The following is a 22,645-nucleotide window of genomic DNA, read 5'->3' as shown; positions in this document are numbered from 1 at the left end:
GATGATTAACCCTGATTTTCAGCAGCACGGTCATAAGCAACAATAATTTTCTGAACGAGCGAATGCCTTACGACATCCGACTCCGTAAAAAACACAAATCCGATTTCTTCAATGGATTCCAAAATCTTTTTGGCCTCGACCAATCCGGATTTTTTCCCTTTTGGCAAATCGATCTGCGTAACATCGCCGGTAATGACCATTTTTGAACCGAAACCGAGCCGGGTCAGAAACATCTTCATCTGCTCAGGCGTCGTATTCTGAGCCTCGTCCAAAATGATAAAAGAATCGTCAAGCGTCCGTCCGCGCATGTAGGCGAGCGGAGCAATTTCAATCAGTCCGCGTTCCAATGCCTTCGCCGTTTGGTCGGGACCCATAACATCGTATAAAGCGTCGTACAGCGGCCGCAGATACGGATCCACTTTTTCCTGCAAATCGCCCGGAAGAAATCCAAGGCTTTCGCCGGCTTCCACGGCAGGTCGGGTCAAAATGATTCGTTTTACCGCGCCTTCCTTCAAAGCCGTAATGGCCAAAACAACGGCCAGATAGGTCTTGCCCGTACCTGCCGGCCCGATTCCGAATACGATGTCACGCTTCCGGATCGTAGTTACGTAATGTTTCTGTCCGATCGTTTTGACTCTGAGCGGTTTCCCGCGATAGGTAACGGCAATTTCACCTTTATATAAATCAAGCAGTTGATCTGCGCGAAAATCCTTGGCGAGATCGATGGCATACTGTACATCTCTTTCGGTAAGGATATAGCCGTTGCGGACCAGTTCCAGCAACACCTCAAACAATTGTTGAACACGCTCTACTTCACGCTCTTCTCCGCGTATGGATATTTCGGACTCTCTTAAGACGATGCTTGCGTTCAGATGCTGCTCAACCAGTTTAAGGAATACATCCTGGGGCCCAAATAAGGACAATCCTTCCGCGGCGTTTTGAAGACTTATTTTCGCATTGTGTAGTTGTTCTGACAAATAGACTCATTCTCCTTGGTCGTATACTATCGGAAGTTCTTCCGCAATATTTTGTTCCACTTCAAAAAGCACTTTCATATAAACTTTACCATTGTCTGTCTTCTCATGCAAAATTTTTTGATTCAAAATAACGCTATTCGCCCCGTGCTTAGCCAAAATATCTCTTCTGGCGCGTTCGATCCCGTCATTCACGGCCTGGTTCTTGGACAGCTTGATTTCCAATTCGGTCGTTTCAAGTATTTTCTCACTCATCCAGCCGATCGGCAGCTTGATGGATCTCCAGGTCAATGGATTAAACTCCGTCAGCATTTGGGAGTGATCAAAGTTCACTTTGCCGTACCCGGAAAGCTGGATCGCCGTTTTTCCGAAAAAGAGATATCCGCGCTCCTTCTTTTCCCCGGTGTAGGCCTTTTGCCTCCGGAGTAGCGGTACCTCGATATTATACTCATGCCATACGTTGCCTTTAACCTCGCCTTTGGAAACAACCGCTTTACCGCCCTGAATACCGGATACAAGTATCTGCCCCTTCCGGACGCGGTCGTTCTTATTTACTTCAGGCTGGCCTTTTTCCGCATAAATGTATGTAATAATCGCATCAGCCTTGCTAACCAGGTGCCGCGGACTCGCGAGCCCTTGCTCCTTCGGCTGCGTCGCCTCGACGATCTGAATGGAAATTTTCGTGCCCGTACGGGATACTCCGACCCAAGAGGTTCCCGGCAGCTTCCGGTTCAGCTCAGCGGAAAGCTTGTCCTGCTCGGGCAAAGAGAAAATCCATTGAAAAGGATACAGTCTTTCCTCGCGGGCAACCTTCAGCACGTCTTCATCCAGTATTTTTACATTTCCTTTGATTTCAATATCCCATACTAGCTGGGACAAGCTGAAAACAACGGCCAAGAAGACGGCAAAACCGATACCGAACCATTTCCTTTGCCAGAGCCGGGCTAAAGTAAAGGGCAATCCGGAACGTTTCTTAATCCGTAAGCGGCAGCCTGTCCTTTTCAGAAGCGGACGCAAAGAAAAAAAGTCCGCCACCTGCAAATTCATTTCCATTTTACCGTCAGGTAATGCTACCAAATCCCAAATCCGGATGCCCTGCCGGTAGAGTTCGTTAATAAATGATTCAATTGCCTCGCCTCGCACGACCACGGTCACTGTTCCACGCCATTGGGAAAATACCGGTGATTTCACTTGGATTCCTCCGTTCCGCGATATTTAATACCAAAGATCCGCCCTTCGATCACAACTTCCTCAGGCATTATCTCTTTAATGACCAATCCGGCTCCTTCAACCTCCAACTTGCCATGGCTAAGTTCCAAATGTAACGATTCGGGGGTAAAATGCACCACGCCCCGATGGTTCTCTATGTAAAGCTGCTTATTTCCGATCAAGGTGAGCCTGGGTAAATCGAGTACGAGATCACCCGGCAGGCCGAGCGCGTCGACCGTCCATTTGCGGAATTTGCGGACAAACCGGCTCATATGAGGCAATCCTCCTTCCTCTACTTTACAAAGTATGCGGAAGAAACATCATTTATGAGAAACAGAAAAAACACCTCCTACAAAATGTAGAAGGTGTTGCTTTGTCTCACCTATTGCAAAAGCTGTTGAACTGCCTCATTGACAAGCTTGCCGTCTGCCCGGCCTTTGACCTTAGGCATAAGCGCACTCATCACTTTCCCGATATCGGCTTTCGAAGTAGCCCCGGTTTCCTGGATGGTCTGCTGTACAATAACTTTAATTTCTTCTTCGTTCAGCTGTTCGGGAAGGTATTCGGCAATAATCTCGGCTTCCGCTCTGACGTTTGCGGCAAGATCGTCTCGACCCGCTTTTTCAAATTCTTGGAGGGCATCTTTGCGCTGTTTGATTTCACGACTTAGGATATCAAGCACTTCATTATCGTTCAAAGGTCTTTTCAAATCTATCTCAAGATTCTTAATCGTAGCACGAACCATTCGAATGGTGGAGAGTTTGAACTTGTCTTGACTCTTCATCGCCTGCTTCATATCTTCGTTCAATCGCTCGCTAAGATTCATGGTAGCATAATCCTCCTAAAACTTTCTTTTACGAGCAGCCTCAGACTTTTTCTTGCGCTTTACGCTTGGCTTTTCATAATGCTTGCGTTTCTTCACCTCAGCCAATACGCCATCTTTAGCAATAGAGCGTTTAAAGCGACGAAGTGCAGCATCAATTGTCTCGTTTTTGCGAACTTTAGTTTCAGACACCAGTTTTCCCTCCCTCCGACCAGACCGTCCAAGAGCATAACACGGTTCATCAAACTTCATTATAGGGGAAAAATAAATAGGGTGTCAACCTGAGCACCCATTTTAATATATGGAAGACTTAAAATCCCCGGTTCAAGCATGGGAATCGGAATTCTGTACCAATGCGCCCAAAGGTGCCCCGCCAAGTAAATGGTAATGGATATGGTATACTGCTTGTCCGCTGTCTTTGCCGCAATTATTGATCAGTCTGTAGCCGCTCTCGGCTACTCCAAGCTTCTTGGCCGCTTCTTGGGCAATGCGGTGCATCTCCCCGATCAGGGCAAAATCTTCCGGACCGACGTCATTCATCGTAGCGATATGTTTCTTCGGAATGATCAGCACATGACTCGGTGCCGCCGGTTGAATATCATGAAATACGAGAAATTGCTCGTCTTCGTAAACTTTGTTCGATGGGATCGAACCTTCCGCAATTTTGCAAAACAAACAGTTTTCCACCTATAAACCCTCCTAAATTATCGCGAATAGAATACGTAACTTCGATTCATGCTCAAAAAATGTATATTTGAATAGCTTCTACATGTTATCATACCGGAAAAAAAGGGCAAAAAAAAGAAGCACCCTGCTCACTCAGCGAGTTCGCTTCTCGGACGAACGTATTGGACCGAAATACGATAATCAGATCTCTGTCCCAATACGTCCATCGGGGTGCTTCACAAAATTGATGTCGGCTAACTGTAGTATAACAGCCAGGTGATACTGTATCTGTGATCTGTGTCACGTTATAAATCAAATGAGAAAAAATGGTTTTTAAATAAACTTACGGGTGTCATTGTTATGTCCGAATTTATAAGCGGCGATCAAAAAGAACACGATGGCGAATACGAACAGGGTGGACAGATTGAGCCAAATGCCGCCGAATCCGCTGCCGTCCTGCAATTCCTCGACCGCTAGCAGCACCCAGCGCTGCGGCATAAAGTCAGCGATCCGTCGCACGGCAACAGGCATAATCTCAACCGGAAAGAAGCAGCCGGCAAGCAGGCAGGTCGGCGTGACGATCAGGTTTTGCAAAGAGTCGGATACGCCCCTGTTTTTGGAAAAGGCGACGATCACCAGTGAGATACCGACGGAAGCAAGGGCAAACAGTCCAAGCAGGCCCGCGAGTGCCGTGATCGGAATGCCGGGGTCCAGCTTAAATACGTACCGCAAAAAGAACAGCGTCACTATGATTTGCAGCAGCATCACGATCATATTGACGATTATATTGGAAATCACGTAGGCTCTGGAACTGACCGGCGAAGAGATAATCCTGTAGAACGTCCGGTCCTCTCTGTGTTTAAGAATCAGTTCCGTCAGATTAACCGAAGACATCATCATGAACAAGATCAGGAACCCGAGCGATTGATAGGTCATATCCTTCGTTACCGATTTATCGTTTACGGTTTCCGCTTGCAGCTTAAATACCGTATTCCTGTATTCCTCGAATAGCTCCTGATACCTTGCAGGGTCCCCCTCGGCTGCCCTGCCTAGCGCCGTCATATTATCGATATAGTTATACAGCAACGCTTTTAAATAAGCCGTAACCTCTGCGCCTTTGATGGACGAGATAACGATATGATCCGGCTGACCGGCAAGCACGCTTTGGGAATAACCTTCTTCCAGCACGACCCCGCTGTCCAACTTGCCCGCCGCAAGCAGAGTCGCTAATTCCTCTTCCGTTACATTCTCGGCCTTCACCTGACCCATTTCCGAGATAAACCGAACCGTCTCGGCGGCAACGGTTTCCGCCCCGTCCCCGTTGACCACACCGACCCGAAGTACGCTTTGTCCGGCATTCGCGTAGATAAATGTCGATATCAGAACACCTGCAAGCGGCAATCCGAAATAGATGAGAATGTTGCCGCGTTTGCGGAACTCCTTCCGCAGCGAGGATAAAACAAGCCACCATATATTTTTCCCCATATCAAATTCCCTCCTTTCGGCGCATTAACACGGCCGACGCCATCAGCATCAATACGGCCAGACCGATATTCAGTCCAATGACGGGCCACATGGCTGCCGTTTCACCGCTATAGACGATTTTGGTCAAAGCGACATTTCCCCAGCGGATCGGAGACAGCCCGGCGATCCAACCGACTACGCCCAAATCCCCGTCTACGCTCATCGGAAAGTATGCCCCGCCAAAGAAAGCCGCCAGTTGCGTTATGATCATAAGTACGTTGCGGCTTGCCGTTCCATTGAATAGATAACCAACCGCGAGGCCCAGGCTCACCGCCAGAATGACTTCGGTGAACAATACGGCAACCACGGCAAGCAGGTGATCGCCCCAATAGGCCTTGAACAGAAATTTGCTAATGATAATGATCAAGAATACGCAGAGCATGTTCGAGCCGATGCTGCCGAGTATTTTTCCGGCAAAAATGGATCCCTTTGAAACCGGAGCGGCCACGAGACGCATCGACGTCCCTTGCCTGACCTCGGAGGTGATCAACCGGCTTGCCGACCACGCCCCCCACAGGGCAACCATACAGGTCATAGCCAGGGCATAATAATCAACGGCTCCTGGTTTCCGGTCGGCGACGATAGAGGTCTCTTTTATATAGTTTGCTTCTTTCCCTTCCCCCGTGCCCTCCGCCTGCATGACAGCTGTATCCTTCCCCGCCTGGGCTAAGACGGAACCGGCTTTGTATTTATCCGTAAACGCGGCAAGCATGCCTTGAACGATCGAGCTTTCAATCGCGCTGCGGCTGCTGCCGTACAAGGAAATGCCGCTCTCGGTCAACTCGACATAGTCGTCGTACCGATGCTGCTCCACTTCCTTCCGCCCGTCCATCCCTTCACTCCAGGACTCGAACTTTACGCCGGACTCCTCCACCGCCTTCGCGAAGGCATCAAAACTTTGCGTTAAAGGTCCGCCCCCGGTCTTATCTTGGACCAGTACGCGGATTTCACCGAGCTCCGGGGTGCTCGAGAAGCTGTTGCTCAAAGCTACCCCTAATATCAGGATCAGCAAGATCGGAAAAACGAGCATAAAGATCAAGGTCCACCGATCGCGAATATCACGTTTAATTTCTTTTAGCGCTATATTCAAAAAATTCAATCCACTAACCTCCCGTCGCTTTGATCTATCCAAACGGATAGGTCTAGGCCGATTTTGACTTAATCTCTCAGGTTACGGCCCGTCAGCGTCAGAAACACCGTTTCCAAATTGGGTTCCTGCTCCTCCACGGACCTGATGTCAGCGCCGCTATCGATGAGAACCTTCAGGATTTGGCTCAAATTATCGACCGCCATGTCGCTGCTGATGCGGAGCATATTATCCTCCACGCTGACGTCTCTAACCCCGGGAATATTTTTTAACGAGAGGGCAAGATCGGGCTCGCCCCTCTTCAGTTCAATTCGAATATCCTTCAGATCCGTAATCGTCGCGATAAGCTGCTCCTTTGTGCCGTCGGCGATAATTTTGCCGTGATCGATGATTGCGATGCGCGAACAGATTTCCTCTACTTCCTCCATATAATGGCTGGTGTAAATGATGGTACAGCCCATCTCGTTCAATTTGCGCACCGACGCAAGGATGTAAATCCGCGATTGGGGGTCGATGCCGACGGTCGGCTCATCCATGATGATCAACTTGGGACGATGGGCGATGGCACAGGCGATATTCAGCCGCCGCTTCATGCCTCCGGAGAAATTTTTCGGGAAACTTTTCGCCTTGTCCTCCAGGCCAACAAACTTCAGCGCTTCTTCCGTTCTTTCCTTCAGTTCTTCACCCCGCAGGCCATATAACCCGGCAAAAAACTTCACATTCTCGAAAGCGGTCATATCTTCATAGATGGCTAAATCCTGCGGCACGATGCCGAGGTTCATTTTGGCAAAACGGCTATGCTTTGCGATATTCTTATCCAGGATATTAATTTCGCCGCTGCTCGGCCTTAGTAAGGAGGCGACAAGATTGATCGTCGTGCTCTTTCCCGCCCCATTAGAACCAAGAAAGCCGAAAATCTCGCCTTCGCCCACAGTCAGCGACATATTGTCAACCGCTATGAAATCGCCGAATTTTTTGCTTAATCCGCGAATATCCAATACGTTCATCCTATCCACTCCGTTCGGGTTTCTCATTTGATTCATAGATTCATTGTAAAAAAAAGGATGACCTTATGACAGTGCATAAGTTCATCCTTTGAACATGAAGATATTCACAACTATTCATAGCCTGAGTCAACTTAGAAGGATGAGATTTCTCATGCATCTTCAAGGGGCATCAGCGTCGTCACGCTGAATCCCCGGGTTCCGTCGGCGATAATCGTCCCGTTTACCGCGGCCGTCCGCTCCTCCATCCCCAACAGCCCGAGCCCTTTCACAATTTTCGCCTCTCCCCGCCCATCATCGGAAACCACGGCTTTAATCAGCTTGCCTAGCACCCTTACCTCCACGTGAACGGCGCTTGCCGAGGCGTATTTAGCCGTATTGGTCAGCGCTTCGGTCACGTTGTCCTGAATGATTTTCCACTGCAGGGGAGTGATCCGCTCCATTTCTCCGTCATGGACCACTGTGGTGCGCAGCCCGGATTTGCTGCCGAAAGCTTCGACACCTGCCTTCAACCGATGAATGCCCAACTGTTGCACCGGGGGTTTGATATTTTTGAGCGTGAGCCTGATCTGCTCGATCGCCTCTTTAGAGATGCCGATCGCATTTTGCAGCAGGGTCTCGGCCGCTCCGAGATCGGAACGAAGCATCACTTTCGCCGCCTCCATCTGGATGAGCGCCCCCGTCATGGAATGTCCTACGCCGTCATGCAGCACCTGAGACAGGCGATTGCGTTCTTCCAGCTTATACGTATATTCCGAAGCACGGATAAATTCCTGATTTTCATGCAGTCTTTTCGTCAGTTTTTCCTGATCGTTCCGCATCTTGTCGAGCTGCTGATCCTGACGCAGTATCTTATTCGTATACCGGTGGGCATAGTTTCCGTTAAAAAAAACCAGCAGCGCAATGAAAGCATATAAAGGGAACAGGTTTTGCTGATCAATAATCAGTAAGGGAACTGCCATAACGACCAATACGGGAATCCGTTTGCGAAAATAAGCCGAGGCCAGCTCATATAAGCTAAGCGCCAGAAGCAACACAAAATCCGACTGGACATAAAAAGTACAAAATAATAGATAAGCAATTAAGGTAATCACGGCAGCTCGTTTGAGATAGATCGGCTTTAAAAGCGGTTCAATCAGGTTCAGTGCTACGTAAATCAAAAAAAACACCACGAACCAAGGTGACGGATCGGCGGTTCTAAAATAGGCGGCTACCACAACAAATAACAACAGGATCAGCTTATTCCCCAGATTCCACAGCTCCATAGCTTCAGCGGGTCCTTCCCGTCAAATAATAAATGGCGATTTGCGTCCGGTGCTCCAGTGCCGTCTTGTTCAAAATCGAAGTGATATAATTGGCTACCGTTCCTTCGGAAATGAACAATTCTTTGGATATTTCCTTGTTGGACAGGCCTTTGGCGATCCGTGACATCACATCCAGCTCGCGCTCCGTAAATAAGGCTGCATTAATCGGCGGTGCAGGGGGAATCCGGCTTTCGCCGAGGCTGCTTTTAAGCTTGTCCAGTATGACATTTTGCAGCACGTTATGACCGTGGTATACACTTTTGATCGCATCGCAAATCCGCTCCGGATCGTTATTTTTCAGCAAATATCCTTTCGCACCGTAGCGGATGGCGTCCAAGATATATTCATCGTCGTCAAACGTGGTCAAGATCAGCGGCTTGGTCTTCGTCTCTTCCACCAGCAGCCGTGTAGCCTCCACGCCATTCATATTGGGCATGCGAACGTCCAGCAGGGCCACATCCACCTCGTGCTCCTTGCAGTAATCGACGGCCTCGCGGCCGTCTCCCACCGTCGCAAGCACTTCAAATTCTTCAAAAGTATTCAAAATGATGCGCATGCCTTCCCTGATAAAGGAATTGTCATCCGCGATCAACACCGAGATCTTCATCGTCAGCCTCATTTCCCCACATAGTCCAGCTTCCGTTGTTACATCCGCTCCAGCATCACTTTCGAGCCTTCGCCTCCGTTTTCCGCCGGAATCACGATGAGCTTGCGGGCCAAACGTTCACGCAGCTCCGCGACATGCGTAATAATCCCTACGGCAAGATGATCATGATGCAGATGCTCCAGCGAAGTAATAACTGTATCCAATAATTCCGGATCCAAGGTGCCAAATCCTTCGTCCAGGAAAAAGAATTGCAGCGGATACTGTCCCCGCAGTTGAATTTGTGCGGATAAAGCCAATGCCAACGCCAAGGAGGTCAGGAAGGTTTCGCCTCCCGACAGTGTGAAGACCGGCCGCTTCACGCCCCCGTTGGCATCGTCGCAAATGACGAAGCCCCCGCCCGAGTCCGTCTCCAGAGCATAACGCTGCTTGGTCAGGGAGCGTAGTCGCTGGGAAGCCGCATGGCTGACATTCATCAGTTGTTCTTCGGCGACATATTCCACGAAGGCATTGCCGCGCAGCGAGGACTGGAGTTTGCCCAGCAATCCCGATTGATGCTCCAGCTTTAGCCTTTCCGTCTCCAGTTCCTTCCAACGGACATGCCTTGCTTCCAGATCCTCCAGGTCGCGCTCCGCCCGGGCTTTGCCCTGAAGCGCAGCTTCATCCTGCGCCTTAGCCAGTTCCAGGGCTTGCCGGCAAGTCTCCCACTCCGCTTCCGTCACCATGTTTCCGCCCAGCTTGGCATCGAGCTCCTTCAGGTTGATCTCATGCTCGCGTTCCTGGTCTCGGTGATCTTTTACGGTTCTCGCATCATGTTCGCTTTGTTCAGGGTCCATAAAGGACTCCACCACCTCCGCCTCCGTATTAAACGGAGAGGAAACCAGCCCTTCTTCCCAGCGTACTAGGTATTCCTGCTCCTGCTCACGCGCGGATTGCAGCGCCTGCCGGGCTAAGGCATCCCCCTGCGCCGCTTCGCGGTTCGAGGCCTCGCATTCCGCAAGCTTCTTGCGGCTGTCCTCGGCGGTCTGGCGAAGTGCCTGTAACCGCCGCTCCGTCTCGGGCAGCAGTTCCTCCACGGCACCTTCGCCGATCCAGGCCGCAAGCCGTTCATGCTTCTCCCGGAGCAAGGAATCTTTACCCTGTTCCTGTACTTCCCATTGCAGCAGCAACTTGTCCAGTTCTACGGCTTTCTGGGTCAGCGTGGAAATACTCGCCGATTTCTCTTCGATAAACGGGATGCTTACTTTCAGCCGCTGCTTGATATCTTCCCCGTGCCGGTCCTTCTCATCGATATGCAGCTGCAGCCGTTCAACCTCATCGAGATTCAAATCGGGATATTCCGCGGTCCACTCGGCCTGTTTGGCGGAGAGCGCCAACCGGCAGTCGCGGTTCCGCTCTGCAGCCAGCTCCAACAAGCTTGCAACCGAGGCCGCTTCCGCCCGGACAGCGGCAAGCTCGGGAGTCAGCGCCGAGAGCGAGGCTTTCGCTTCCCGCGCGTGCCGCTGAAGCCGCTCCAGCTCCTGCCGGTACATTGCGGCCTGCTCCTCCAGCTTGGCTGTGTGATGCCGGAAAGTCTCGAGGTCATCTGATGATTTCACCGAAGAAATGTCGACTTCAGCTTTCGCATCCCCGGCAGCCGCCGTTTCCAATTGCGCGGACTGACGGCCGGCAAACTCCTCCCCATCCTTCGTGCCCAGCATATCAAGCAGGTCACGGCATCCATCGGCATAGCGAGGCACGCTGTATTTCAGTTCGCGTACCGAGGCCAGCAGGGTCGGCAATTCCTCCAACTCCGATTCGCTTCCGGCACCTTCCTCATGTAGCGAGGCTGCCCCGGGGTGATGCAGCGAACCGCAAACCGGACAGGGTTGACCATCTTGCAGTCGCTCTGCCAGAGTAAGCGACCAGAGCTGAGTCTCCTTATCCTTTATCATGGCGCGAAGCTCGGCTTCCCGCGATAACAAGGCATTTTCAAAGCCCGGAATTTCCTCTTGCAGCACATTCAGATGAAACAGCTGTTCCAGGACTGAAGCGGTAAGTTCCCGGCATTTTGCCTCCGCCGATTGTTCGCGGGCCCCGATCTCCCCCATCCTGCCGGCGGCCTGTTCCGCTTTTGCCTTCAAAGACGACTCTTCCACTCCGGCTTTATCCGCTTCCTCCCGCAATCGGAGAATTTCCTGCCTGCGGTTTACCGCGAGCTGAACCCGCTGCCGTTCGGACGGTTTCACTTCGCTCTCGGTCAGCAGCCGGTCCAGCTCCTGCTGGCGCTGCTTTGCTTTGGCGAGGAGCTGCTCTTCTTTCAGCAGCTCCTCGGTGAGGTTCCGGCGCTGCCGAGTCCCTTGCTCGAGGGAAGCCCTCAGCTCCCGCAGCCCGGCGGCCAGCTCGTCGCATTCACGCTGGAGCGCTCTTGCCTGCTCCAACTGATCCAGGCGCAGCAGCAGCGCCGGCTCCTCGCGGCTGAGCGCTTCTCCGGCCGCCCCGGCTTCGGCGGCTGCCTGAGCAGCGGCGGCCGCAGCATAGGCGGCCGCTTCACCGGCGCGGACGGCGGCGGCTTCGCGCTCCGCCGCCAGCTGGCGCGCCGCTTTCCAGGCCGTGAGCACCGGCCTGATGCCGGCTGCGGCGGCCGCCTTGGCAAGCCGCGCCTCCAGCTCGCGGATCGCGACGTCCTGCCCGCGCAGCGCTTCCAGGAACGCCGCCCGGCGCGTGCGCTCCTCGCTCAGTTCGCGCACCTTGGCGAGCGACTCCGCGCGCTGCTGCGCAGCGCCGAGCTCCCTGCGACGCGCCTCCGCCAGCTCCGCGACGGCCTTCAGCGCCGCCTCAGCTTCCCTTAGCGCCTCTTCGGAGGCGCTGCCGAGCCCTTGCTGTTCAGCGGCGAGCTCTTTGATCGTCTGCTCCGTTCCCTTCACCTTGCGGGCGAGTTTCTGCCCGAGCAAATCCCCGTATTTCTCCAAATGGAACAACCGCTGCAACATCTGTCTGCGATCTACGCCCTTCAGGGACAAGAATTCGGCGAATTTGCCCTGAGGCAGCACGACGGCCCGGGTGAAGTCGTCCATCTTCAGGCCGATCTTCTCCTCCACCTGGCGCGTTACTTCCGCCAGCTTGTCGGCAAGCACCTTTTCGCCCTCCGGAGAGATCTCAATGAACCGGCTGATCGTATTGCTCACCGACTGTTCGCCTTGCCGTTTGAAGCGGCGTTCCACCCTGTACCGTTCCGGTCCCTGCGCGGAAACCAGCTCAAACGTAAAGGCGACAAACAGGCTATCCTCGGAATGATTCATAATTCCTTGAGTACCATTCGTTGCGCGGCCTACTTTTCCGTACATAGCCAGGGTTATAGCATCCAGCAAGGTTGATTTCCCGCTGCCGGTCGGCCCGAAAATCCCGAACAAGCCCGTATCGCAAAGACTCGTAAAATCGATCTCCTGCGTCTCGCGATAGCTTTGAAGGCCGGATAGTTTAAGCGATACCGGTTTCATGCTTCCGCCTCCCCGTCTTTCGGCTCTTCCTCTTCGGATACCAGCGACATGAACAATTCGACCAATTCTTCCTCGGGTTCCGCCCCTCCGCTCTGCCGCTGGTAGAACTTGCGGAACAGCTCATGGACCGGCATTTGGGAGCGCGAGGAAACCAACTCCTCGGCATCCCGTCCGGGATAGACGGGACGGATATGTACGATACCCTCATGCGCCCTTCGCAGCCTCTGAATATCGCCAAGCGACATCGCTTCGCCAAGATGGATTTCCAAATCGATAAATGCGCTGCGGTCCCGGCCCTCGTCCAAATAGCGCCAGACCTCCTCCAGTCCGCCCCTGCAGCTCCAGCGTACAAGCGGTTTCCCGCTGGTCAAAAACAGCTCCTCTACCTGCGGAACCCCGCCCGGCGCCAGATCCAGCTGAATCACCGACTTGGCCTGCCCCGCTTCCGAGAAGCTGTAAGCTAGCGGCGACCCGCTGTACCGGATCATTCCGCTGCCTTTGACGGCCTGCGGCCGATGCAGATGCCCCAGCGCCGTGTACTGAGCTCCGATATCCAAGGCGGACGGGTCCACCGTATACGCCCCGCCGACCTGAATCGGCCGCTCCGAATCGCATTCCAACCCGCCGAGCACGTAAATATGACTCATGGCCAAATTTACGGTATCCGGGCGGAAAGCGCCGGCCAGTTGCCGCATTAATTTGCCCACCTTGGCGCTGTAGGCGGTGCGCAGTTCCAACTCGTCGCCGTCTCCAGCCAGCAGTTCGGCTAGCCGGGACTCCGAAGGATAAGGAAGCGCCGCAATCACGGCGGTCTCCCCGCTCCGGGGCACCTGCAATGTAACGCTCGCCGCCGTCGGCAGACCGATCAGCGAGATGCCGCGGCGCGAAACTAGCGGAGCCACGGCGGATACCCGCTCCGGCTGGTCATGGTTGCCGGAGATGACCACAAGCTGCCGCCCGTTCTCCGTCAGGCGGGCTGCCGCCTCGTAAAACAACGACTCCGCCGCAGCCGGCGGGTTGACGCTGTCATAGACGTCACCGGCCATAAGGATGACGTCCGCTCGCTGCTCATCCGCCATCCGGACGAGTTCGTCCATAAACTGGGCCTGTTCCGGCAACCGGCTTCTTCCTTCCAGCGTCCGGCCCAAATGCCAATCGCCCGTGTGTAATATCCGCATGTTTTTTCCTCCACATCTGATGCTCCGGTATTGAGCCCGGTGCTCTGTTGTCCGTCGGCTTTCCGCATTGCTATCGCAATCGGACGCGTACTCCCAAAGGAGCCCCGGTCCCATATCCTCCGCAAGGTAACTGATTAATGCCTTTCGCTCACTGATCGCGAGCGCAGTGCTTAACCCGTACCGCTGGGAACGCAGGATTTGCCCCCGGCGCTCTGTTGTCCGTCGGCTTTCCGTATTGCTACCGCAATCGAACGCGTACTCCCAAAGGAGCCCCGGTCCCATATCCTTCGCAAGGTAACTGATTAATGCCTTTCGCTCACTGATCGCGAGCGCAGTGCTTAACCCTTACGCTGGGGGCGCAGGCTATGCGCCCGGTGCTCTGTTGTCCGTCGGCTTTCCGTATTGCTACCGCAATCGGACGCGTACTCCCAAAGGAGCCCCGGTCTCATATCCTCCGCAAGGTAACTGATTAATGCCTTTCGCTCACTGATCGCGAGCGCAGTGCTTAACCCTTACGCTGGGGGCGCAGGCTATGCGCCCGGTGCTCTGTTGTCCGTCGGCTTTCCGTATTGCTACCGCAATCGGACGCGTACTCCCAAAGGAGCCCCGGTCTCATATCCTCCGCAAGGTAACTGATTAATGCCTTTCGCTCACTGATCGCGAGCGCAGTGCTTAACCCTTACGCTGGGGGCGCAGGCTATGCGCCCGGTGCTCTGTTGTCCGTCGCTTTCCGTATTGCTACCGCAATCGGACGCGTACTCCCAAAGGAGCCCCGGTCCCATATCCTCCGCAAGGTAACTGATTAATGCCTTTCGCTCACTGATCGCGAGCGCAGTGCTTAACCCGTACCGCTGGGGGCGCAGGCTATACGCCCGGTGCTCTGTTGTCCGTCGGCTTTCCGTATTGCTACCGCAATCGAACGCGTACTCCCAAAGGAGCCCCGGTCTCATATCCTCCGCAAGGGTACTGTTTGTTCCTATTCGCTCACGGGTTTGCGAGCCGCAGTGCTTGAGCCCTACCGTGGGGCGGAGGCACTATGCGCCTGGTGCTCTGTTGTCTAGCGAGCTTCGGATCAAGTTCTTATAACTTGACGGCATCGCCGCTGTCGAAGAAGTAAAGCCATTTTTCCTCGACGGGGGTGCCGGTAATTTGTTTCACTGCGGTGGCGTAAAGTTCGAGTTGGAAGCGGTAGGTTTCTCTCAGGGCAGGGACGCCGCCGCGATGAGGGAGTACCTTGTCGCTTTTGTAATCGAGCAAAATTTGTCTGCCGTCCACGTAGAACAGGCAGTCCACGACCCCCTGGATCAGCACGGTTTCCTGATCAAGAATTTGAGCGATCCGGATACCGGATACCTCGGCTTCCGCAAGGGGGCCGTTCACGGGCGGCGCCAGCAGCGGAAACGCGTCGGCTGCAGACAATCCGTAGCTGAACGGCATTTCCCGGCGAACCCAGTCCGCTTTTTGGAGCATCTGTCCCAATGGGCTGCTCAGGAAATCCGCAATTCTGGCCACATCCATTTCCGCGGTTTGTTCCGGCGTCATAATCTGACGTTCAACCAGCATGGTTAAAGTATCTTGTACCGTTTTCTCGCATGGTTCCTTGTGAAAAGGCAAATGCTGCATCACTGTATGATAAGCCGTCCCCCGCTCGGTAGGCGTCATTTTGGCCTGCTCCATAAATTTAGGGCGGCGGAGATGGAGCTTGAAATCAACTTGATCCGCCGACTGCTCCAACTCTCTCCGGAGTTCATTTGCCCCAAAAAGATCAATAGGTGGTTCCTCCTGATCGGACAGCAGCGATTTCATTTCGGTGACCGAGGTTTTTGCCGAGATCCGGGTCGATATTTCAAAAGGATAAGACCAGCTCAGTTTGAAATTCACCTGGTCCTCAAGTTCGTGGTCACGGTGTTCCAAAACACTTACAGGTCCTCCGGATAGGAGTGCCCTTAGCCGGGCAGGGTCTGCAGGGTCTGTTCCTGAATCCGGACTTCCTCCCTGTTCCGAGACATCAAGCTCCTGGGCTGCCGCAGCCGCGGCTGTCGCAGACAGAACGATCTCACGGGCGGGCATAAAGCCGATCATCCAATCCGAAGCGCTATCTCCGAAAATAGCCGGAGAAACCTCGGGAAGGCCTCCGAAACGGCGCAGTTCAGCCGCAGCGGGATGCCGGATAAGGGACGGTCCGATCCAATCGAGATAGGATCTTCCCCGGGCCAACAGATAGTCGGGGAGCTTTTCTTCCTCTGTTTCCAGCGCTCCACCCCAGGTCTCCACGGTCCCAGCCAAGTCTTTAACCGACGAAATCAGGATCAGCTTGTCTTTCGGACGGGTGAGCGCCACGTAAAGTACCCGCATTTCCTCCGCCAGTAGTTCCATTTGCGCCCGCCTCCGAATCGCCAGGTTCGGCAGCGTTGGATAGCTAACCCGCAAGGCGCCGTCGACGAATTTTGGCCCGAAGCCCATCTCCTTGTGCATGAGAAAATTGGCGTTCAAATCTTGACGGTTGAACACTTTGGACAAGCCCGCGACAAAGACGACCGGAAATTCCAAGCCTTTGCTTTTGTGGATTGTCATGATCTGCACCGCGTCTTCCTGCGCGCCGGCAGATGCTGCTGCGCCCAGGTCTCCGCCGTTTTCCCGGAGCCGGTTTACATACCGAAGAAAGCGGAACAGCCCTCTCGAAGAGGTTGTCAGTTCATATTGTCTGGCCCGGTCATGCAGGGCGCGCAGATTGCCTTGCCGTAAGGCGCCTCCCGGCAGTCCGCCAACCCAGTCGAGATAACCGGTATTCCGGTAAATTCCCCAGATCAGGGTGCTGAGTTCGCCTTCTCTGGCGAGATTCCGCCAGGCGTCCAACTGCTTCAGAAAAACTTGCAATTTGGATGCCAGAGAAGTCTGATCCTGAGAAACCGCGGAATCATTTCCGGACTCAGATTCGAACTCCGATTCATGTCCCCCTTCCGCAGCGGCCAAAAGCGCCTCAAAGAAACTGCCTGTCCCGGCAGCCAGACGGACTTCCGCCAATTCTTCCTCGGAAAGTCCGTACATGGGCGACCGCAGCACGGCGGCCAGCGGAATATCCTGAAGCGGGTTATCTATAATTTGCAGCAGCGACAGCATCGTTTCTACTTCCGAAGCCTGAAAATACCCTTTGCTGAGTTCGCCGAACGCCGGAATGCCTTCCATGCGAAGCTCCTCGATCATAACGGGGGCCCAGGACAGGGTCGAGCGAAGCAGGATGACCATATCCCGGTATTCCACGGGCCGGGTTTCTTTCAAATGCTTATCGAAAATCTCCAGCGGCGGTTTTCCGCTGTCTCCCGTCAACTCGCGAATCCGGGCCGCAATCCCCCGCGCTTCCAGTCGGACGGCCTCAAGTTCGGCCGCGGTCTCCTCGTCACTTCCCGGTTCACCTCCGACCTCTTCGGTCGAGACAGACTCCCCGCCGGAGACTGACGACGCATCCGCGCTGCGGTCAATCAACAATAATTCCGGGCGATAGTCGCTACCTTCGGACAATTCCGGGAAACCATCGCCATAAACGAGCTCGGCCCTGGAATCGTAGGCAATCTCGGCAACGCCTTCGTTCATGATCTGTCTGAACAAGAAGTTGACCGCATTGACAACCTCGCTTCGACTGCGGAAATTGCGGGCCAAATTGATTCTTAACCCGCCATTATCAAAGCTGTTGCCGTAACTGCGATATTTCTCCAGGAATAGTCCCGGCTCAGCCAATCGGAACCGGTAGATGCTTTGCTTGACGTCACCAACCATAAACCGGTTCCCCGGCTCCTGCCGGGAAATGAGGCGGACAATGTCCTCTTGAACGGTATTCGTATCCTGATACTCGTCGAGCAGGACTTCATCGTACTGTGCCTGATATTCCAGCGCGGCATCCGAAGGCACGGCCATTTCAGGGGTAGAATCGGTACGACGCAAAATCTGCAGGCAATAGTGCTCCAAATCGGAAAAATCAAGCCAACCCTTGGCTGTCTTTTCCGACTTGTAACGCTCGCCGAATTCGATAACCAATTCTGCCAGTTCTTCCATCAGCGGAGCCGCCAGATGAAGCTCGTTCAAGAACGCCTCCGCCGGACGGCCGAACAACTGATTCCGCAGGTCGGTAACCATTTTCTTGGCTTCTTCCCGCAAACTTTTAACCCGCTCCTGCACCGCCGGATCTGTCTGATCCTTTTTGCAAGGCTTTAATTTGCCGAATCCGGCAGTCTGAAATGTCTCATGCAACCCGGACCAAGCGTTCTCCAGTACGGCTGACTTCAAACCGAGAACCGTCCCCAAGTCCTCTTCCAATGTCACGGAATAAGGCTCGGGACCCCCAGGGGAAACTGCCAGCGTTTTCGCCTGGCGCAGCAATTCTGCGGCACCATCCAACGTAATCGACGTATCGGCTAAAATACTTGCCACCCATAAGCTGCCTTCCAGCGCCGTAGGGTCGGGAGCCCGGAAGGCGGATGCCGCCTGGCGCAGCCAATGTTCGGGCCAGGAATGGCTTCGGGAGAAATCATACAGTTTTTGAATGAGAACAAAAACCGCATCATCGCTCCGTTCGCCGCTAAACCAGTCGATAAGCGCCAAAAAGGAGCTCCCATCCTGCTCCGAAGCATACTTCTCCTCAAACAGGTCCTCCAGTACCTCTTGCCGAAGCAAAGAGGTCTCGCTCTCCGAGGCGATGCGGAATCCGGGATCGAGCGGAATCAATGTGTAATAGCGCTGGATGACCTCCATGCAAAAAGAATGCAGCGTCGTAATCGACGCCCGTCCCAGCATGGCGAGCTGCCTGGTAAGATGCTCGCTTTCGGGATCGCGGGCCAGTTCTTTTTCCAGCGCCTCGCGGATCCGCTGCCTCATTTCGGAGGCTGCCGCCTTGGTAAAGGTGGCGACAAGCAGCCTGTCCACGCTGAGTGGGGCTTCGGCGGAGGACAGCTTGCGAATGATCCGCTCCACCAGTACCGCCGTTTTGCCGGAACCCGCCGCAGCAGCCACAAGTATATCTCCGCCGGACAGCGATATTGCCTTCCACTGGTCATCGCTCCAATAGCTTCCCTCCGGCTTGGGTATTATCAACATGGCTCATCCTTCTTTCCTTCCGGTCTCTCCAGCAGTTCCCACAGACGTTCCTTGCCCGGCTTGTTCAGCACCTGATAGGCGCTGCCGTCAAGCGCTTCCTCGAACCGACACACCGGTTTATAGGCACAATGGGTACAGGCTGTCTCGGTTCCAAGACGGTAGGGCGCTATTTTTACGTCCCCATCCGTAATTCTTGTTCCGATGTCCACGATCGTACGGCGCACCGAGCCCAGCAACGTCTGCCACTGCTCGGGCGTCGCTACGGAAGCGCTGCTGTAAAAGCCTCCATCCGCTTTGACCGCTACCGGCAATATTTCCGAATATCCTTTTTCCAGCTCACCGTCCATTTTGGCTATGACATCCCTGTCCGCCAGCAGGAGGCCCTTCATTTTAAACCGTTTGAGCAGTTCAAGCCGGGCTTCTTCAGCTCCAAGTCCATTTGCGCTTTGAAGCAGCGGGTTATGCACATGAAAATACAGCGTGCCTGCCGGAAGGGCAAACTGACCCAGCCACGATTCCGCCGAGCGCAGCAGAACATCCAGATAAGTTAACATCTGAAGCGACAATCCGTAGTACACTTCATGCAGCTTTAAATCGGTTTGGCTTGATTTATAATCAATAACGCGCAGCAAAACGCCCTCTTCGCCTTCCGCCATGTCGACCCGGTCGATCCGGCCGACGATTTCCATGACGCAGCCGTTCGGAAGCTCGAAGGTCAACGGAGACAGCGGCCGACCCGGTCCGAAGTCCAGTTCAAGGCCGACCGGTTCAAAGCTTCCCCGCCGGGACTGTTCTCCCAGGATAACGGAAGCGCGGCCGACGATATTTTTCAGTTTGCGCGAGATGTATCCATACCGCTTCGTACTGAGCAGAATTTCCCCCTGGAGTTTCGGTGCGAGCTTATCCACCGCGGCGTCCGCTTCCCTAACGCACTCTTCCGGAGTCAGGCTGCCCCAACTGCGGTTCTGTTCCTTGAAGGTAACCGCCATCTGGCTCAGCGCCGCATGGAACAACTGGCCGATGTCCGGCGCCTTAAGCCGGTACAATTGGCGTTCCTTCAATTTGAGCCCATGCGAGGCGAAATGCGAAAAAGGACACGCCGAAAATTTCTCCATCCGCGAGACACTGGTGCGCAGCCGTTTGCCGTACAATTTGCGGCTGGTTGCCGGAGTTAGTCCGCTAACCCGGTTGCGGTAATCCAGCGAGCCCAGCAGCGAATCGACGCGAAGTTCCCATTGCGGCTGCTCTTTATACCATCCCAGCACGCTCCACCAAAGAGGAGATATGGCCTGCCCCGACTTCCAAGCCCGAAGCTGGCCAATCAGCCGCGGCAATGTAGGCTCCGGACGGCTGACGAATTCAAGCTGGTAGGCCAGGGGATCGGAAACTAACGGTGCTTCGCTGATCTGTTGTTCTTGCAGCATACCTGCAGGAAAAATCCGTTTCATATGCCGGATGACTTCGGATGGGAGCAAGCCTTTCCCGTCCTCATCCGCGGTCGGATAACTAAGCCACAACGAGCGGCTTGCCGCGGAGAGCGCTCCATAAATCAGGAACCTCTCGTCAAGCAGCCTGCGCGTAATGCCGGGTGCCAGTTCCAACCCGATCTCGTCCAAACGGAGGCGCTCCTGATCACTCAGCAATCCTTCCTCCTGAAGGTTTGCCGGCATAACCCCCTCATTGATGCCCAGCAGGAAGGCGTGTTTGACGTGACGGGTCCGCGTACGGTCCGTACTGCCGACCAGAACCTGGTCCATGGCCGGCGGAACGAGTCCCAGCTTCAAATCCTTAAGGCCCGTCTCCAGAATGCCGGCGAACAGTTCGGCGGAGAGTTTTTCTTCGCCCATCATTTCCACGATTTGATCCAGCAGGCCTAAGATCGAATTCCACAACTGCCGATGTTCCATCGCCTGCTGTGGTTGTCCGCCCTGCAAGACCCGGTGGGCCATAAGATCCAGGCGCTGCGGCGCTTCAATCTCTTCAAGCAGCCGATAAACGGCCGCACACATATCCTGGACCGTATTAGCCCGCTTCAGCCGCTTTTCAAATCCCGACAACGGTACGGTCACTGCCGCACGGCACCGCTCGAGCAGTTGGAGCCTTTCGCTATCGGTCCGGTTCCGCGAAGCCTCGTCGCCTTCCAGCGACAGGCTGGGCGTCCCCTTCCACGGGCGCCCGTCGGTCCACCGGTATCCTTGAATCCCGCTGGCCAACGCGTAATTTTCCAGCAAATCCATATTTGCTCGCGTCAGGCTTCCGTCCAGCGGAAGCAGAAACTCGCTCTTTACGCAGCGGAACACATCCTCGTACTTCCAATATCTCAGCGCGACGTCCAGCGCCCCGCGGATGAATTCGATTAGCGGGTGGTGAAGAACGCTTGCTTTCTGGTCCATAAAAACCGGGATCCCGTAATCCTCGAACACAGGCCGGATGATATGTTCATAGTCACCGAGATTCCGCACAAACAGCGCCATATCCCGAAAACGGGCACCTTGTTCGCGGGCCAGCCTCAGCATTTCTCTGGCAGCTCCCTCCACCTCGATCCGGCGGTTTCCCGCGGCATAAAGGGATAAAGACCCGGCTAGGTCAGCGGGAGGCAAGCTGCCTGCCCAAGGTGTCCGCCGTTCGTAGGCCGATTCTAGATAGGACAGCGTTTCGCTGTTTCCAAATCTCCGAAAGGGGCGGGCGTCCAGAAGCTTGTTCGGTTTCACTTCCACGCCGAGCGACTCGGCCAGCTCCTGCAGCTTTATATAAGTCATTGCCGTCGGATGGAACAGGTTTAGCTCATGCGGAGCCATCCCGCCGTCATAAGGACGGTCCAGCGTCAGCGCGACAGTAACGGAAGACGCTACTTGCATCAATACGCCCAGCGCTTTATACTCCTGCGGCGTGAACGTATGAAACCCGTCGATCCACAAGTCGGCTCCCCGCAGGTAGGACGAATCGGGGGCTCCTTCTGCCAGTTTGACAACATGGTCTTCCGCATCGATATAGAGACGGGCCAGTTCCGCGTCAAATTCCCGGTACAAAATATTCAAATCATGCAGCTTGTCTTTAAGCAGCGGGGATTCTCCTGATACGGCTTCCAGCGCTTGAAGCTGCTCGTCCAGCCGGGTAAAATCGGCATTGTACTTTTTCATTTCCGTATACAGCGCATTGAGCTCATCAATCAGTCCAAGCTGATCGCTGCCATGGCTGTACAGCTTCAAGTCCTCCTTATGCCGTCTGAGGATTTTGTACAGCAGCATTTTTTTGCCTTCTTCGCTGATCGGAACAAGGGCGGACCCGCCCGTTTCCTGCATAACGCGCAAAGCCAGCCGGCGGAAGCCGAGCACCTGAACGCGTACGGTCCCCCGCAGTCCTGGAGCACTGACGAGCGCCTGTTCGATCTGGAAGGTCCCCTGTTCCGGAGCCAGCAAAATCATCGGAGGGCCCAAGGGGTCTTCCTTAAGCTTCGAGGTGATCTGTTCCAGTACCAAACTGCTCTTGCCGCTTCCCGAGCGGCCGATAATAAATTGTAATGACATGAAGGTACCTCCTAACCGCGAAGGCATTCATCCCTCGCCAAATTGCGACATTTTTTCTCCAGTTCAACTTCAAGTTATTACCCAGTATACCATATCGAGTCGAAACAGGAATGTACGTTCCCAGCCTAACAACAAAAACAATCCCTTCCAAAACATCCGGAAAGGATTGTCAATTTCA

The 22,645-nt window shown here is 54.2% G+C and carries 16 protein-coding genes; all 16 read right to left on the bottom strand.

Going from position 1 to position 22,645, the window contains the following annotated elements; all coding sequences use genetic code 11:
* Nucleotides 1–5 precede the first annotated feature (5 nt).
* Nucleotides 6–977: a PhoH family protein gene (locus tag DFP94_RS01800; protein WP_114494728.1), complete on the bottom strand. Its 972-nt coding sequence runs from the start codon at nucleotides 975–977 to the stop codon at nucleotides 6–8.
* A 6-nt stretch (nucleotides 978–983) separates the two neighbouring features.
* A complete protein-coding gene (gene yqfD / locus DFP94_RS01795; RefSeq protein WP_114494727.1) occupies nucleotides 984–2,165 on the bottom strand; it encodes a sporulation protein YqfD in 1,182 nt (393 codons plus the stop codon).
* The gene (gene yqfC, locus DFP94_RS01790; protein ID WP_114494726.1) at nucleotides 2,162–2,455 is read right to left on the bottom strand and encodes a sporulation protein YqfC; all 294 of its coding nucleotides are present in this window, start codon (nucleotides 2,453–2,455) and stop codon (nucleotides 2,162–2,164) included. Before yqfC ends, yqfD begins: the two co-directional genes overlap by 4 nt.
* 110 nt (nucleotides 2,456–2,565) lie before the next feature.
* A complete protein-coding gene (locus tag DFP94_RS01785) occupies nucleotides 2,566–3,009 on the bottom strand; it encodes a GatB/YqeY domain-containing protein (RefSeq protein ID WP_114494725.1) in 444 nt (147 codons plus the stop codon).
* Nucleotides 3,010–3,024: 15 nt separating this feature from the next.
* Complete coding sequence (gene rpsU / locus DFP94_RS01780) at nucleotides 3,025–3,198, bottom strand: 30S ribosomal protein S21 (protein ID WP_005547957.1); 174 nt, start codon at nucleotides 3,196–3,198, stop codon at nucleotides 3,025–3,027.
* A gap of 132 nt (nucleotides 3,199–3,330) precedes the next feature.
* Entirely contained in the window at nucleotides 3,331–3,693 is a 363-nt protein-coding gene (locus DFP94_RS01775) for a histidine triad nucleotide-binding protein (RefSeq protein WP_114494724.1), read from the bottom strand.
* A gap of 312 nt (nucleotides 3,694–4,005) precedes the next feature.
* Nucleotides 4,006–5,157 carry an ABC transporter permease gene (locus tag DFP94_RS01770; RefSeq protein WP_114494723.1) on the bottom strand — a complete coding sequence of 384 codons (1,152 nt, stop codon included), beginning with the start codon at nucleotides 5,155–5,157 and terminating at the stop codon, nucleotides 4,006–4,008.
* Nucleotide 5,158: 1 nt separating this feature from the next.
* Complete coding sequence (locus tag DFP94_RS01765) at nucleotides 5,159–6,295, bottom strand: ABC transporter permease (RefSeq protein WP_181872990.1); 1,137 nt, start codon at nucleotides 6,293–6,295, stop codon at nucleotides 5,159–5,161.
* Nucleotides 6,296–6,354: 59 nt separating this feature from the next.
* Entirely contained in the window at nucleotides 6,355–7,290 is a 936-nt protein-coding gene (locus DFP94_RS01760; RefSeq protein WP_114494721.1) for an ABC transporter ATP-binding protein, read from the bottom strand.
* Nucleotides 7,291–7,439: 149 nt separating this feature from the next.
* Nucleotides 7,440–8,552, bottom strand: coding sequence for a sensor histidine kinase (locus DFP94_RS01755; RefSeq protein WP_114494720.1), 1,113 nt, complete (start codon nucleotides 8,550–8,552; stop codon nucleotides 7,440–7,442).
* A gap of 4 nt (nucleotides 8,553–8,556) precedes the next feature.
* Complete coding sequence (locus DFP94_RS01750) at nucleotides 8,557–9,198, bottom strand: response regulator transcription factor (RefSeq protein WP_114494719.1); 642 nt, start codon at nucleotides 9,196–9,198, stop codon at nucleotides 8,557–8,559.
* A 38-nt stretch (nucleotides 9,199–9,236) separates the two neighbouring features.
* Nucleotides 9,237–12,674: an AAA family ATPase gene (locus DFP94_RS01745; protein WP_114494718.1), complete on the bottom strand. Its 3,438-nt coding sequence runs from the start codon at nucleotides 12,672–12,674 to the stop codon at nucleotides 9,237–9,239.
* Nucleotides 12,671–13,852 carry an exonuclease SbcCD subunit D gene (locus tag DFP94_RS01740; RefSeq protein ID WP_114494717.1) on the bottom strand — a complete coding sequence of 394 codons (1,182 nt, stop codon included), beginning with the start codon at nucleotides 13,850–13,852 and terminating at the stop codon, nucleotides 12,671–12,673. Before DFP94_RS01740 ends, DFP94_RS01745 begins: the two co-directional genes overlap by 4 nt.
* Before the next feature lie 650 nt (nucleotides 13,853–14,502).
* Nucleotides 14,503–14,802 (bottom strand): hypothetical protein, encoded by a 300-nt coding sequence (locus tag DFP94_RS01735; RefSeq protein ID WP_114494716.1) that lies wholly within the window; start codon nucleotides 14,800–14,802, stop codon nucleotides 14,503–14,505.
* A 130-nt stretch (nucleotides 14,803–14,932) separates the two neighbouring features.
* On the bottom strand, nucleotides 14,933–18,940 hold the full coding sequence (addA, locus tag DFP94_RS01730; protein WP_114494715.1) for a helicase-exonuclease AddAB subunit AddA: 4,008 nt from the start codon (nucleotides 18,938–18,940) through the stop codon (nucleotides 14,933–14,935).
* Nucleotides 18,934–22,467 carry a helicase-exonuclease AddAB subunit AddB gene (gene addB / locus DFP94_RS01725; RefSeq protein ID WP_114494714.1) on the bottom strand — a complete coding sequence of 1,178 codons (3,534 nt, stop codon included), beginning with the start codon at nucleotides 22,465–22,467 and terminating at the stop codon, nucleotides 18,934–18,936. Before addB ends, addA begins: the two co-directional genes overlap by 7 nt.
* Between the last annotated feature and the right edge of the window lie 178 nt (nucleotides 22,468–22,645).

This window comes from Fontibacillus phaseoli (assembly GCF_003337355.1).
Classification (GTDB): Bacteria; Bacillota; Bacilli; order Paenibacillales; family Paenibacillaceae; genus Fontibacillus; species Fontibacillus phaseoli.
This window is presented reverse-complemented; position numbering and strand designations above follow the sequence as displayed.